We start from the raw sequence: 15,342 nt of genomic DNA on the forward strand, positions 1-15,342 counted from the left end.
TGGTCGCCCCTTACTTCGGCGAGGAAAGCAGCACCTGACGGGTGACGATGAATGTGTACTGTCCGTCTTTCATGGTCACTTCAAAATAGGTGCGACGGATCTCCTGCACCCGGCGATGTTGAAAATCCTGCTCAAGCTTCTGAAGCGTCTGCTCAAGCGAAGGCGGATAAAAATGAACCATCAAGGTCTGTTCATTGATCTTGATCCCGGCTCTGCGAAGCAGTTCCTGATCCAGTTGCCGCCGATTACCACCCTGCCAGGACATGAACAACCGCTTTTCTGTGGCCGACATTCCACGCCGCACTGTCCGAGCAGTTGCCGGGTTGGAGAGATAGGCCACCTGCCCATCAGGTTCGACAGCCCCCAGTTCAATGCCCATCGCCTCAAGTTGACGAGCATATTCATCAGCCGTCACACGATCACTGAAGCTGACATACCAACGCTGCTCTCGTGAAAGGCCACTCTTTCCCGGCCCTTTTCCCAATCCGCGGCGCCCGGTTCCCTGAGCGCTTCCGGTTTTGCCCAGATTTTCAATCCCCACATCAAACTGCTGCTCAGCCACTTCTGCCGACTGGCCCGAGAGTTCAACCATCGAGTCAAGGGCCGCTGCGATTTCTGAAACTTCGGCAGGAATTTCTGAGGTGGATGCGTCATAGGATTCCGGGAAGTCGTTCTCGACACGCAGCGACTCACCCTGTGCCCCATCTTCGGCCCCGCCAGGAAGTTCAAGCATCTCTACGGGAACAGAACTGATGACGGTGACAGTCCGAATGGAACTGTAATACGCCACCAGCGCCACCATCAGGAGAGCGAGCGCCGTGATCAACACCACCAGTAAACTGGTCGTGACGTTAAACGGCGTCACCCCCAACGGAACGGGAAGTGGTGCGGCAAGAGCAGGGTCGCGCGGTGCTGGCACGCTCATCGGAGGTTTCCCACAGTCCCCAACTCAGGATGATATTCCAGCCGTTTTTTATACATGACGAGCCAATCGTTCGCCTAACCTTTTGAGAGCAGGGCTGACATCCAGTGGGTCAAGATGAACGTTCAACAGACAGAACGTCTCTTTGTTGTTCACCGCCGCGTGAAGTGCCTGATCCAACTCACCTTCAGTGCGGACTTCAAATCCCCAGCCTCCGCCAAGGAGATCCGGCATCCGGTGATAGTTCCAGTTGAGAATGTCATTGAACGGGCCATCCTGAATAAATCGCTCGGTCGTGTAACCTTTGTTATTCAGCACAATCACAATCGGATTGAAGTTATGGCGTAACACCGTGGAAAGCTCGAGACACGTCATCTGAAATGCACCGTCTCCCACTAGCACGATGGGCCTCAGATCTTTTCTGGCAACCTGGACGCCCAAAGCTGCGGGAATGGCAAAGCCCATCGAAGTGTAGTAAGCCGGGCTGAGAAACTCGGTGTCTCGATAAATTGTCAGGTCAGCGGCCCCGAACAGACAGTCTCCCACGTCGGCCACAACCACCATTTTTTCATCGAGCAACTCGTTGATTCTCGCGAACAATCTTGCGCTGGATACGTCTGTCTCGGGGACTGCCACAAACTTTGGCAACGGCTTGAGTTTGGCGGGAAGTGGCCGCTTTTTGATTTTTGTCTCGAGCTTTGACAACCCCTTCACAAAATCATTGACGAGAATGTCGTGAAAATGGTGATGCGAAATTTTTAAGGTCTCGCTCGTCACATAAATAGTTTTCGATACGTCAAGTTCTGCGGTAAAGATCCCCATATCGATATCTGTCATGTATGTTCCAAGCATGACGATACAGTCGCTTTCCTCGACATATTTCCTCACCGACTCGCGACACATCGCCCCTTCATAGATGCCAATGAAGAGGGGATGTTTTTCGCTGATGACAGATTTGCCAAGCAGGGTGGCCGATATAGGAATTTCAAACTTTTCTGCAAAATGGATCAGTTCGTCAGCCAACCCGAAGCGGTGCATTTCCACGCCGGCCAAAATAATCGGACGCTCGGCTTTGGCCAGCATCTCCCCGGCTTCCAGCAGCGCTTCCTTGAGAGCGGCTTTGTCACTTTTGACCACATTGGCCTGAGGAACATGCTCGTAAGGGCACCGGGCCTTGATCATGTCGCGAGGTAATTCAATATAAACAGGCCGCTTGAAGCGGATGCAGGCTTCCAGGCAACGGTCGATTTCCCGGAAAGCTGTCAGAGCATCGTCCAGAACGGTTGAGGCGACGGTAATCTTCTCGAAGACTTCACGTTGCGTACTGAATTCTCTCACACGGTGATGGAGAAGGGGATTGGATCGCCGTTCCTCAACTCCGGGAGAACCCGTGATGACCACCACGGGGGATTTTTCAGCAAACGCCCCCGCGACCGAGTTGCAAACACTCAGTCCCCCCACGCAGTAGGTGACACAGACACCGCCAATGCCATGAATTCGTGCATATCCGTCAGCGGCGTAACCGGCATTATCTTCGCGCGTGCAACCAATCACACGAATGGGACTGGCTTCGAGATCTCCGTAGAATTGAAGAACGAAATCACCGGGGATGCCAAAGATATCCTTCATTCCATAGTCGAGCAGTCGCTGAATCAGGTAACCACCAATCGTCAGAGCCGAATGATCAGCGATTGCCGGTGTGCTTGTTCCCTGAGCAGTCACTGCTGAGGGATTCAACGGTGCTTTTTTTCTGGGAGAAGCTGCGGCAGCGGGAACGGCTTTCGCAGAGCCGTTCTTCGATGGCTTGGCGACTTTATTCCCAGATGAGGAACTAGAAGGAAGGGGTTTGCCACGAGCCATGTTTCGCGTCCTCTGAGAAGTCGTGCGCTGAAAACCAGCGTTCGTTAAATGTGATGAGGTGAGACAACGGGAATCTGTCTTCTTCGATTCTCAGGCGCCTGGTCTGTGGGGTCAATTCAAGATTCTCAAGGAATCGAACTTAAGGGGCGAACTTCAAAAAGTGAGAACAAACTGGCTGGGATCAACAACAATTGATTCACAAGCGTCCCCCATGATGAACACACTGCAAAGCTGTTGATCGTGGACTTGAAGGAGCTGAATTGTTGGCGATCTGGCTCTGACTTTTGATTGCATCGCCCGAATGGCATATGACAAGTTCTTCTTTATTAACCATGATCCGCTCGTAACGTGATCGCCCGGTCGATCAATACTATTTAGCGAGATTGTTTTTAAGTGAGGCGGGAAACAAATGAGCAACAACTGATGCGTATGCGGAATCGCTAACCTGACGATGCTGGCATACGACTTGCTGTTCTTAGCCCATAGTTCCCTTCTCGCTCAATTTGGAGGCAGTAGCTAGATCTCTCTATGTTGATTCCCACGCTCGCCGCTCGCGTGCTGGTCTCGCTGTTACCTCTTCTCCGTCGAAGTTCTTCCGGAGCAATGGTCGCTAGTCTTTCCATCGCGTTAATTTGGTGCCTGCCAATATCCGTTAGCATGGCGAACAACGTTCCTTCTGGAATTCAGGAGGAAATGTTGCATGTTCAGTCATTTGCAGACTTGGATGCATTAGCCGTCAAACTGGCGAAAAGCAGCTCTTTACCAACAGATCCTCTCCCCAAATCATTAGCGGAGATGACATATGACCAATTCCGAATGATTCGTTTTCGTCCAGAGCTGAGCCTCTGGAAGAACGATAAACTGCCATTCTGGTTGCAGACGTTCCACCGGGGCTTTGTTCACAAGGATCAAGTACAGCTCTACCTGTTAAAGCCGGGCCAAACTCGGCAGGTCGAGTTCGACAAAGCGTTATTTAATTATGAAGGGAAGCTGAAAGCCGACGACCTTCCCGCAGATTTGGGATTTGCCGGCGTGCGGTTTGTCGGATTCTTTCCAGACAACCCTCAGTATTCAGAAATTGCCTCCTTTGTGGGAGCGAGTTACTTTCGCGCTCACAGTGAAGAGACGGTCTGGGGGTCATCTGCCCGGGGTCTGGCAGTCAATTGCGGGCTTCCCAAGCCGGAAGAGTTTCCAGTCTTTCGTGCCTTCTATGTTCGTATGCCACAACCGGGCGATCTCAGCCTGACATTTCTGGCACTGATGGATAGCGAGAGCGTGGCCGGTGCTTACCAGTTTGTCATGACTCCCGGAAAACTCGTCACCACCTTTGATGTGAAGGCTCGACTTCATTTTCGCCAAGTTCCCGAGAAGGTGGGGATTGCTCCACTCACCAGCATGTGGATGTGGGGGGATGCGCTCCCTGGCCCGAAAGGTGATCATCGACCGGAAGTTCACGATGCCGATGGACTTCTGATGAAGAACGGAAATGGGGAATGGGCCTGGCGTAGTTTCTATCGCCAGAACTACCCATCAATCGTTCGTTATCCGATGGATCAATTGGCGGGGTTTGGAGTCATTCAAAGAGACCGTAACCCAGAAAACTACAAAGACGACGAAGCCAATTACGCTCTTCGCCCCAGCATCTGGATCGAACCGACCACTCCCTGGGAAAAGGGGGCGATTGAACTGCTCGAACTTCCCGCAGAGCACGAAGGGATCGACAATGTGGCAACTTGGTGGGTTCCCGACCAAAAACCTATAGTCGGACAGCCGATTGAACTGAATTATAAAGTGAGCTTCCTTGCAGGTGATCCTGCCGAACATACCGCAGCCAAAGTGGTTGCCATTCGCCTGAACCGGGTTGCTCCCAAAAAATTCTTTATCGATCTCGACTTCAATGGCGCGGCCCTTGCTAAAGCAGACCCCGCAAAGACAGATGTGGAACTGACATCGATCCGTTGTTCAATCGCATCGCGGCGCATCGAACGAGTCACTGCGGATCAATGGACGCTACATCTGGAACTTGAGCCAACAGAAGAAGGGCCTTTGGAATTGATTGCCCGGTTGACTGAAAACGGTCAACCGATTTCGGAACGCTGGAGTTACCTCTGTCCACTTCAAGCGCCGCCTGTGGTTTTACCGCCATGGCGAGTTCAGCAGACACAGGAGGAGACACCTCGATGATCATGGTTGCATTTGCCGTCGAAGATTCACCCGTTGAGCTCGGCAGCCCCGCGCAGATCGTCGCGCGTTGTCACGTGGCAGATTACCTGCGAGACGCTGGGATCAGGCATCCTGATCTGCTCTCGAAGCTCTCCCGTCGATTCGTCGAAGAAGCGGGGCAGCTTTTGGAAGACACGCAGGTGGCTGATCCTGGCGGAGAGCCGGTGGCGTTCACCGCAGCCGAACTCTGTGAAGCCGCCCTCCGTCTCGCGATGCGCGAACTGGATGCTGCTGCACAAGCGTCGTTAGGGCCACTTTCGGCTGCTGAACCGGTTCCTGTCGCCGCTCAGTCGGTCGATGTGCTGGATTTCAATAATCACCATGTTGTTGGTGAAACCACGAGCACTATTAATAATGGGGTGGCTGCGGGAACGCGGCCAGCAGGAGGAGCACGAACCACAGGACATCGCCTGAACACGGCAAGCCAAGGCTTGAGCTTGCTCGCCATGTCTCGGGTTCAGCCCTCAGATGTGGCTCCGATGAGTCAGAAAGTCCCGATGCGTGCTCAGTTGCGCCCGCGATTGATTTTCCTCTTTCGCAAGGGCTTCTGGCGATCTCTCTGGAAGATGACCTGTCGGACGAGTCACCGGGTTCGACTGGCCTTTGAACCTGTTCGTTAAAAGCGAAATCGTTGAACAAGGCCGTGAGGTATTAGTGACAGCAATTGCCGCTGGCATCTGTTTTTAGAGACCACTTTTGCGAGCCTTTTTGTTCGGAAGATTTCCCAACATCATCTGGCTTGCTCCCTCGAACGGATTGTTCGACCCTGAAAGATCGCCGTGAGTGAGATGAGTGCCACTCCTCTGAAGGCTCCGCAAGTATTGCAGCCGGGTTGTCGCCGGTTTCGGTGGTCATTAGCCATCCTGACATTGGCGACATCGGCCTTTGCGTTGTTGCTATTTGTCATCTCCCTGGGGGAGATTGGCTGGAATCCGGCCGAATGGCTCCTCATTCCCCTATTTACAGTGCTTGTTTCCACGATTTCCTTCTCGTTCTGGACAAGCACACTGGGACTTTGGCTGACCATTCGTAATCGTCACCGTCCCCCCGCGCTTCCTCAGCCAGAAGGACGTTCACTGCCAAGAACGGCGATCCTCATGCCGGTCTACAATGAAACACCCGCCAGTGTGTTTGCCAACGTGCAAGCAATGATCGAATCACTGGCAACCACTCATCACGCGGCCGACTTTGACCTGTTTGTTCTCAGCGACACCACCGACCCGGATATCTGGCTTGAAGAAGAACGGATGTGGGCACGTCTTCGTCAACGAATCACCGGCCCGACCGACCTCTTCTATCGTCGTCGTCCCAAGAACACCTCTCGCAAGGCTGGCAACATCGCCGACTTTTGCGAACGATGGGGATCTCAATACGATCTCATGATTGTCCTCGATGCCGACAGCGTCATGGATGGTCAGACCATGGTTGAGATGTCCCGCCGCATGCAGGACGATCCCTCACTGGGAATTTTGCAGGTTCCTCCGGTTCCTGTGAATCGCCTTTCATTTTTTGCCCGTCTCCAGCAGTTTTCAGCGAGAATGTTCAGCCCTGTCCATATGGAAGGGTTCAGTTCCTGGGCCAGCTTTGACAGTAACTATTGGGGGCATAACGCGATCATTCGTGTTGCCCCTTTCATTGAACATTGCGGCCTCCCCAAGCTGCCCGGTGTCGCCCCGCTGGGTGGGGAAATTCTCAGCCATGACTTTGTCGAAGCGGCACTCATGGCACGTGGCGGCTGGAAGGTCTCGCTGGCTCATGATCTGGCAGGCAGCTATGAAGAGTGCCCGACCACGCTGCTGGACTATGCAAAACGCGACCAGCGCTGGTGCCAGGGAAATTTGCAGCACATGCGGCTCATCATCAGCGAAGGACTTCGGCCCATCAGCAGACTTCACTTGGCGATGGGTGTGATGGCTTACCTCTCATCACCTCTCTGGTTGATGTTCACACTCCTCGGATTGCTGGCCATGGCCATTGATGGTGCCTGGCTCGAAAGCACCGAACGCATGGTGAGTGGTCTGGTGGTGTTTGCCTTCACCATGTTTTTGCTCATGGCTCCCAAGGTCTGGAGTCTGTTGGCCCTGGCTTACGATCAGCCACGTCGGGAACAGTTTGGCGGCTGGGCGAAAATTATCCCCAGCGTCATGATCGAAACCATAGCCTCTGTTCTTGTCGCTCCCATTATGATGTTCTTCCACACCCGTTTTGTCATTTCCACGCTCCTGGGAGAGAAAGTTCAGTGGAATGCGCAGAACCGTGGTGATGGCGATATTGATCTGCTGACAGCTTGCCGAGTGTTCGGCCCTCATACCATTACAGGCCTGTTGGGTTCAGCCTTTGTGCTGTTCTTCAGTCCGGGATTGTTCCTCTGGCTTTCACCAATCCTTGTGGGTCTTACATTAACTATTCCCTTCTCGCGCATTCTGGGAAGTGTCGAACTTGGGCAATGGATGGCTCATCGCAAACTCCTGCTCATTCCTGAAGAGGCCGAACTCACGCCGATTCTGAAACTCCAGCGGCGGGCCATTGAACAACATGAGCAATATGCGAACTCCCACGACCGCGAGGGATTGTTTACCGAACTCCTTTCTGACCCGGGTTTCCAGTCACTGCATGCCTCGATATTGCAGCAGACATCATCAGGAAGCCCTGCGCCTGAGGCCAAAGTTCGGGAATGGACACAAACCATTTTCAGTTCCGGCCCCGAAAGCCTCAGCATTGAAGACCGCCGGCAGTTGCTCCTCGACCGGGAAGCACTGCGTGAACTTCACATTCAGTACCGCGTTCGTCAAATGAATCAGGAAGAGGGGATCATGTCATCCGCCTCTTGAATTCTGGCCAACCTCACGATGTTATGACCAACGCCTGCACCACCTACATGACAGTGTCCGTCTATGTGGCGGTGTCCGTTCCCGTGGCGTCGTAATCGATCAGGCTTGCACTTGGAAAGCCCATCCGCAGGGCATTGAGCACTGCCGCGACGTCGATCACTTCCTGCAACACTGCCCCAGCAACAGGTGGCAGATAACCAGCGGCCGCAAACCCCATTCCCAGCAGACTCAATACAATTCCACCAATGGCGCTTTGCAGGGCGATTGAACGTAACCTGCGACTAATGTGTAGAAACTCATCGACCCGCTTAAGGTTCCCATCCAGGATCACGGCTCCAGCAGCCTCTGCTGTCACGTCACTGCCACGGCCAAACGCCAACCCGACCGTCGCTTCCAGGAGGGCAGGTGCGTCGTTGATACCATCACCCACATAGAGTGTGCGAGCGTTTTGTGTTTCCTTGCGGACGATCGCGACCTTCTGTTCGGGCGTCTGATCTGCGTAAATTTCTGTGATTCCCACCGATTCCGCCAGATATCGAACTTCACTTTCACGGTCACCGGAAACAATCATCACCCGCTGAAAGTGATGTCTGTTACGAAGATGATGGATGAAACGCATTCCGTCCGCTCGTGGTCTGTCACGAAAACTGGCCACTCCCGCCAAGTGACCATCAACGAGAATCACACACTCTAACCCTCCCCGCGTGGCCGGCAATTGCTCAGCCACTTGAGGCTGATTCCGCTGAAGTTTCGTTCGACCGGTGATGGCCACCTGCCGTCCATTCACTTTGCCTGTCAGTCCCTGCCCGGGAAGTTCAGCCAAGCTGGTCACTTCGAGCAAGGGAAGGTTCTCGGCATGGAGTGCTTCGAGAAACGGCATCGCTAACGGGTGTCGCGAGTATTGCTCCAATGCTGCGGAAAGTTGTAACACCTCGTTCTTCTGAAAACCGGCCAGAGGGGTGAGAGCCACCATCGCAGGGCGACCATAGGTGAGGGTGCCAGTCTTGTCGAAGATCCCCACACGGCACCCGGTGACTGTCTCCAGCACTGCAGGATCCTTGATCACAATTCCCTTGCGTGCCGACAGGGAGATGGCTCCGATGATCGCCACAGGAATTGCTATCAGCAGCGGGCAAGGCGTGGCCACGACGAGAACCGCTAAAAATCGTACCGCTTCCCCGCTGACCCACCATGCGGCAAGACCAATCGATACTGCCAAAGGTGTGTACCAGGCTCCCAGTTGGTCACCCAGGCGGCGGAGACGGGGACGGCGCTGTTCGGAGACACGCATGACTTCCATGATCTTTGCATGCCGGGAATCGCTCGCGAGCTTGTCAACACGAATTGTCAGGGCTGACTCCCCGTTGATCGCTCCTGAAAGGACATTCGCCCCCACAGCTTTGGGGAGTAAGTAAGGTTCACCGGTGAGAAACGATTCATCCATCGTTCCTCGCCCTTCCGTGACCGTCCCATCCGTTGGGCACGTTTCGTGGGGAAAGATGACTAAAAAATCCCCGATCGCGACACGATCGATGGCCACATCTTCCAATTGGGCTGCGATCTTTTGATGTGCGATGGTGGGCATGCGTCTGGCCAGCGCATCCAGCGCCGATGAAGCCCGTCTCACGGCATATGCCTCCAGTGCCTGGCCTCCTGAGAGCATCAGTACGACCAGCGTTCCGGCCAGATATTCACCCAACAGCAAGGATGTGACAATCGAGATGCCAGCCAATAAATCTGAACCAAACTCTCCATGAAACAGATTTCCCAAGAGGCCGAGAACAAGCCATCCCCCACCAAGCAGCAACGCAAAAAGCAATGGCACATCGGAAGAACGGATGTTTCCACAGATGACGGGGTTCGTTGACGATAACGCGAGCACGCACGCGAGGATCATGGCCACTATTGCCAGTGCGGCGATCGATGTCTGGATTCGTCCTTCCGAGAACCATGGATGAAAAGCCGCCGTTTTCAATTCCTGGGTTTTGGCCATCACGGCGACACCGACTTCGCACACCGAAAACCGACATGTGACATTCCCGTATCGGGGCTGCATCCATGTCGTGCACTGGGCCGGTAACGTGAGCAATAACTGTCATTGCACAAGAATGAGCCACCCCGCTGGCTTCTCAGTTGTTGATATGGCTGTGTCGGGTCATGGCTTCTCGCGGGGCCTTGAGGGTTCCTGGTGACGGCAATTTTGGGGCGTGAAGAGTACAAGTCGCGGTCATACCAATCCTGGCACCATTCCCAGACATTGCCAGACATGTCGTACAGGCCAAACCCGTTGGGTGCATAGGACTTGACCGGCGCCGTCCGCACATATCCATCAGACCTGGTATTGAGAAACGGGAACTTGCCATTCCAGAGGTTGGCCTGAGGCGACGTCTCACTGGGCGGGTTATCCCCCCAGACAAACGGTTTTTCCTTGAGGCCTCCGCGCGCTGCTCGTTCCCACTCCGCTTCAGTGGGAAGCCGTTTTCCGGCCCATTTCGCGTAAGCAGTGGCGTCATCCCAGGAGACATGCACTACCGGATGTTCCCCGCGGGTTTCGATATTCGAGCCAGGCCCTTCCGGATGCCGCCAACTGGCTCCGGGAGTCCAGACCCACCACTGAGAAACATCGTTCAATGGCACCGCGTGATCAGGTGGCGTAAAGACCAGCGCGCCAGGCACCAGAACTTCTGGCGAGGGTGCTGGTGTCCCCGGAGGAGAATTGGCCAGGATTTCTTCGGCTGTGGGGGCTTTTTCAGCTGTGGTCACGTAGCTGCTGGCTTTGACAAACTCTGCGAACTGCCGATTGGTGACCTCATGCTCATCAAGCCAGAACCCATCGATGAAGACTGGATGAGGTGGCCCTTCGTCCTGCCAGGCCAGAGGATCTCTGGAACCCATGACAAACTCTCCGCCGGGAATCCAGGCCATTCCCACAGGAGCCTTGGCACCCATGGGTGGTTTTTCCAGTAAATTTTCGGGCCGACCGCCCCATTGACGCACCCAGCCAATTGCCAGACTACCCAGAGCCAAGGCCACCAGAAGTGGAATTGCCGCTAGCAGGATCAAAGCCATTCGAGAGCGTGGCGGACGAACAAGAGTCGGGTTCGAGTGACTCTCATGGTGGCCGGGAGAATTGGACATGCGCAAACGACCCTTTGAAAAACTCGCACCGGTACTCGCGAATCGAAACCTTGCATCCTCCGTACCGGTCTCTATCGTGATGATCATTCAAGAGATTCTACGGTTCCGCGATGAGAAATGATTCATTCATCATCAAGGCCGTAGAAAATGTGCAAGACGTGACCACGTCTGAAATCCAGATTCTCAATGTGGCGACAACACACGAGAAAAGGAATACTCTCACTGAGTTGTGACAGACTCTTTGACCAAGATGACATCACGTCTCATTTTTCTCAGATCGACGATGATGCTGATCGCAGATCCTTTTGTAAGAACCATTGGTCGCTCATGAGCATTCTGGCCCCCACCAATCCTCTTGAGGCACCACAGACATCACCATGGGCACGCCTTTTGTCGTACACCGCACTGGGAGTGGCCATTCTTGTTTTGCTCTGGTCGTGCCATCGCGTGCAGCAGACCACCAGCATTACGTTTGATGAAACGTTTTATCTCAACTGCGGCCTGCGCAGCGTGTCACAGGGCAGAATCGATCCCATGCTGCCAGCCGAAGGAGTGGCTCCACTTCCCATTAGCCTCACTTATTTTCTTCCTCTGAGTTTCCAACCCAGAGAGTATCGAAAAGAAGTCTGGAAGGGACAGCCACAAGATAAGTCTCTGATTCAAGGACCCCGGCAACTTAACACGCTCCTGATGGGCGTTTCTTTATTACTTTTAGTTTACGGCTGGCTCATGTACCGCTTTGGGCCATCGATGGCTGCCATGGGTGTGCTTTTTACGTCACTTTCACCCACCGTCACCGCCCATGCCGCTTTGGCCACCACTGATCTCGGTTTTACTTTTTTTGCGTTACTGTCGATTTTAGTGCTGGCCTACTATTTGAAAGCCCCCTCCTGGCCGCGGTTTTTCATGCTGGCATTGGCTTTAGGGGCTGTCCTGTCAGCTAAATACTCTGGCGTTTTTATGCTTCCAGTGATTGGGTTAATGTTCTTCCAGCGGGATTACAAAGCCACTGTTCCAGCCACTCCTGAAAATCCCATTTCGACCGAAGAACAAGTTTTGTCCGAATCATCTCCTCAGATCAAAGACTTTCCGACGGGGTCATGGCTGTCGCGTCTTTACCAAAGCCTGAAGTCATCGATCGCACGCTTCGTACTACTGATGTTGATTGCGTTTGCCGTTTGCTGGCTGATCCACGGACTCTCATTTACCGGGCCACTGAAAAACGTCCCGCTGGCTGCCACTCCTGATGACTCTCCCTGGGTCAAAATTCTAGGGCGTGGGCCATGGGCTGACTGGGCCATGGATCTGGCACATGAAAAACTCTATCGGCCTGCTCCATTGAGCGGCATTCTCTTTCAATATTTACACAACCAGGGAGGACATCCCAGCTTTCTGATGGGGTCGATTTCGCAGGCAGGGTGGAAGATTTATTTCCCCTGCACGATTCTCTTTAAAAGCACGCCAGCCGAATTGTTGGTGATGCTATTTCTAGTGATCTGCCTGCTTACCAGTTTGCGCCATCCCGTCACAGCATGGAACAAGCTTGGTTGTGATGATCAGTGCCTCCTGCTTTCTCTCGTGGTTATCAGCGGGCTGCTGCTCTCCGCTCGAATCAATATCGGTCATCGTTATGTACTGGTGCTTTATCCCATGATTTTCCTGCTGGGGTGCAGTGCCTATGACCGTCTTTGGAACCGGCTCTCAAAAAGCCATCTTTCATCTTGCTGGCTGATTGTCCCTGCCATACTCTTGCTAGGAGGGCAAGTCGGGAGCCATGCGGCTGTTCATCCTCGCTATCTTTCTTATTTCAACCAGATGAGCGGCGGCTCCCGGAATGGATGGAAGCTGCTTGTCGACTCCAATCTTGATTGGGGACAGGATCTGCCCGCGTTGATGCAGGAATTGGCCCATATCAAACCGAAGAAGCCGGCATTGCAGTATTTTGGTACTGCGATCCCTGCGGCTTATGGCTATGAGGGAGACGTGATTCCCGAACTGACTGATTCGCCCCAAGAATACGACCTTCTCGCGATTTCGCTTTCGCAACTTCAGGGCCTCTATCTCCTTGGGAATGATCCCTATCAGAAATTCCGAAACTGGGAACCTGATGCTCGCGCGGGAGATTCCCTCTTTCTCTACCGACTTAATACTCCAGAGAGAGTCACTGCGTTTGAACAGGCGATTCAAACCCTACGCGAGGCCATCGATTCTGCACCCAAGGCGAATCCTTCCTGAGGTGCTGATGATGATCGCGGCAGCTCAATACTTTTTGCTATTCTGCTGCTGTTCTGAAATCTGCTGTCCCAGCTTGCCCTGCTGATTGGCTATAGAAGCACGTTTTTCTATAAATCCACAATGCATCAACATGTCGCCGAGTAGGTAGACCGCTATGGCTTTTGGGATGCCGGGCAATGGCACGGGTTGGCCGCACAGCGTGGGCAGCCTTTGACATATTTCTTACGAACGGCAGCTTCCAGATCGACTTTTGAGATGTTTGCCAAAGTGACGAGCCACGCCAGGACATCCGCGAATTCCAGTTCCAGATTTTCCCGGTCAGCTTCTCCTTGTCGAAGGGAAGCTGACAGTTCTCCCACCTCTTCCATGAACCACATGAATGTCCCGGCGACACCGCGAGAGGCATCTTTGCTGCCGAACATTTCCCGGATCAGAGTTTGAAGCTGCGGTAATGTTAATGCCATCTCTGGAGTGATCCGATCTGAATGCGTCGATCCAGCAACCGGCTTGTCATTCGTCGCGTGATCGGCACTCAGATCTTCTGTCTTGTCCAAAATTGCACCTTCCCCGAGCCACTCTTTACGGAATGATTATTGAATCCCGACTCGTAGAACCGCCCCATGAGAGATGCCACTGGATGCGCGTGGTTCTGGAACCGTCAATTCGAGACGACTGTCGGAGTCTTCCAGCATGTCATCTGAACCGACAGGGGAGACACGCTGGCTGACCAGAATCTCGCCGACTGGCCGTTGATCCGGAAAGAAGCCCATGGCATAGGTATTCCGGCCCTGAGTGATTGTCACTCTGGTGCTGGCGGATGGCCCCACTGCGTTTCCTCCGCGAGATGCATGCAGGGCGATCTGATGCTCACCCACGGGCAATTGCACCCGCAGGACTTGAATCTGATCGGGAAGCAGCGACCAGCAACGTGTATCAGCAGTTTCTGTCGCTTCCCAGGCCACGCCCAGAACATTCAGCCCCACACTGGCAGCTGACCAGGGAGAGGCATCGACCCCTTCCTTCGCCGCATAGATGACGCCTTTTTTGACGACACGACGCGCCACCGCTTCGGCGATCAAACGTGGAAAGTGAGCTTGAGACTGGCGCTCGGCCATTTCTCCGACATCGAGTAATGTCGCTGTTTTTCCCAGTTCTTTGCCATCAACAGAAAGAGCCACATTGTCGAAGGTTGGTGAAAATGTCCGAATCTTGGGCACTTTCACAGGAGCCAGCGTTGGTGGTAATCCTCGATCCGAGTTATTGGAAAGAATTCGATCAGCAATGAGGAGAGAGGCTTGTGTGGCGATCTCCGCCACTTCCTCTTTGACCGGGCCGCGCCCCACCATCGCAAAAACATATAACGTCCCTTCGCCGGGACGATGAGGGGACTCGAATTGTGCTCTTTGAAGATCCGCTTTTGCATCACGGAAATCAGGTGCCCAGTTAGCAACCTGCACACGGGCACGAGCCGCATCATCAAGTGTTAATGGTGATTCTTCTGCCAGCATGGCCCGAATATAAGGCCCGATGGCGACCTGTTTGTACGCGAGAATTTCTTCCTCTTTTGCTTCAGTGCGAGCGGATACTCGCTGAATGATCTCTTGCTGCTTGTCAGTGGCCTGGAGCGCATAGGCTCCTGCATCGTCTCCCGTTCGCATCAGATTGCTGAGTGCGAGAAAAGTGCGGATCAGCACCTTCTCATAGTCTTCGCCGGCATAGGCGCGGACGTTTCCATCAGCCAGCAGCATGCCGGCCTCTTCGGCCAGCGAGACCTCTTCGTTCTTATCGAATTGATCGCGTACTTCCCGCAGCAGGCGCTCAGATGCTTGAGGATCACCTTTCGCCAGTTCAATCATCGCACGGTCAAGCTGTTTCACGTCCTGATTGCGAAGCCGGCGGTCTTTGTGCTTCTCCAGTTCAGTGAGTGCCCCTTGCAGATCGTTTGTATAAAACGCGTCCCGCACGGCGACTGTTCGGCTGAAATGCGATGCACATCCCGGCATCAACACAACGGCAAAAAACGGCACGGCCAGCGTGACGAACAGCAGCAATCGCGATAAGTGACGTGCAAGCATGGCGGCGTCAGCAAAAATTGGAAGGAGTGGTGCTTATCATCTCAGTAACTCGATGGCG

General features: G+C 53.8%; 10 protein-coding genes. 4 read left to right on the forward strand and 6 right to left on the reverse strand.

Going from position 1 to position 15,342, the window contains the following annotated elements:
- Positions 1–10 precede the first annotated feature (10 nt).
- Both SH287x_RS11645 and SH287x_RS11650 read right to left on the reverse strand, forming a co-directional pair.
- Positions 11–925 carry a hypothetical protein gene (locus tag SH287x_RS11645; protein ID WP_479514483.1) on the reverse strand — a complete coding sequence of 305 codons (915 nt, stop codon included), beginning with the start codon at positions 923–925 and terminating at the stop codon, positions 11–13.
- Positions 926–973: 48 nt separating this feature from the next.
- The gene (locus tag SH287x_RS11650; protein ID WP_479514484.1) at positions 974–2,782 is read right to left on the reverse strand and encodes an alpha-keto acid decarboxylase family protein; all 1,809 of its coding nucleotides are present in this window, start codon (positions 2,780–2,782) and stop codon (positions 974–976) included.
- Positions 2,783–3,310: 528 nt separating this feature from the next.
- On the opposite strand from SH287x_RS11650, the gene SH287x_RS11655 reads away from it, so the two are divergent.
- The 3 genes from SH287x_RS11655 to mdoH all read left to right on the forward strand — a co-directional run bounded on the left by SH287x_RS11655 (position 3,311) and on the right by mdoH (position 7,836).
- On the forward strand, positions 3,311–4,966 hold the full coding sequence (locus SH287x_RS11655; RefSeq protein ID WP_479514485.1) for a glucan biosynthesis protein G: 1,656 nt from the start codon (positions 3,311–3,313) through the stop codon (positions 4,964–4,966).
- Positions 4,963–5,625, forward strand: a complete 663-nt coding sequence (locus SH287x_RS11660) for a hypothetical protein (RefSeq protein ID WP_479514486.1) — start codon at positions 4,963–4,965, stop codon at positions 5,623–5,625. Before SH287x_RS11655 ends, SH287x_RS11660 begins: the two co-directional genes overlap by 4 nt.
- A 168-nt stretch (positions 5,626–5,793) precedes the next feature.
- Positions 5,794–7,836 (forward strand): glucans biosynthesis glucosyltransferase MdoH, encoded by a 2,043-nt coding sequence (gene mdoH / locus SH287x_RS11665; protein WP_479514487.1) that lies wholly within the window; start codon positions 5,794–5,796, stop codon positions 7,834–7,836.
- 61 nt (positions 7,837–7,897) lie between these two features.
- On the opposite strand, the gene SH287x_RS11670 is transcribed toward mdoH, so the two are convergent.
- A complete protein-coding gene (locus SH287x_RS11670) occupies positions 7,898–9,829 on the reverse strand; it encodes a heavy metal translocating P-type ATPase (RefSeq protein ID WP_479514488.1) in 1,932 nt (643 codons plus the stop codon).
- Positions 9,829–10,974 carry a formylglycine-generating enzyme family protein gene (locus SH287x_RS11675; protein WP_479514489.1) on the reverse strand — a complete coding sequence of 382 codons (1,146 nt, stop codon included), beginning with the start codon at positions 10,972–10,974 and terminating at the stop codon, positions 9,829–9,831. Before SH287x_RS11675 ends, SH287x_RS11670 begins: the two co-directional genes overlap by 1 nt.
- A 327-nt stretch (positions 10,975–11,301) precedes the next feature.
- Here SH287x_RS11675 and SH287x_RS11680 point away from each other — a divergent pair, with 327 nt between their 5' ends.
- Positions 11,302–13,209, forward strand: a complete 1,908-nt coding sequence (locus tag SH287x_RS11680; RefSeq protein ID WP_479514490.1) for an ArnT family glycosyltransferase — start codon at positions 11,302–11,304, stop codon at positions 13,207–13,209.
- Positions 13,210–13,361: 152 nt separating this feature from the next.
- Here SH287x_RS11680 and SH287x_RS11685 read toward each other — a convergent pair whose 3' ends face one another.
- Positions 13,362–13,673, reverse strand: a complete 312-nt coding sequence (locus tag SH287x_RS11685) for a MazG nucleotide pyrophosphohydrolase domain-containing protein (RefSeq protein WP_479518702.1) — start codon at positions 13,671–13,673, stop codon at positions 13,362–13,364.
- A gap of 126 nt (positions 13,674–13,799) precedes the next feature.
- On the reverse strand, positions 13,800–15,284 hold the full coding sequence (locus SH287x_RS11690; protein ID WP_479514491.1) for a COG3014 family protein: 1,485 nt from the start codon (positions 15,282–15,284) through the stop codon (positions 13,800–13,802).
- Positions 15,285–15,342 lie beyond the last annotated feature (58 nt).

The sequence above is a fragment of the Planctopirus sp. SH287 genome (assembly GCF_056500625.1).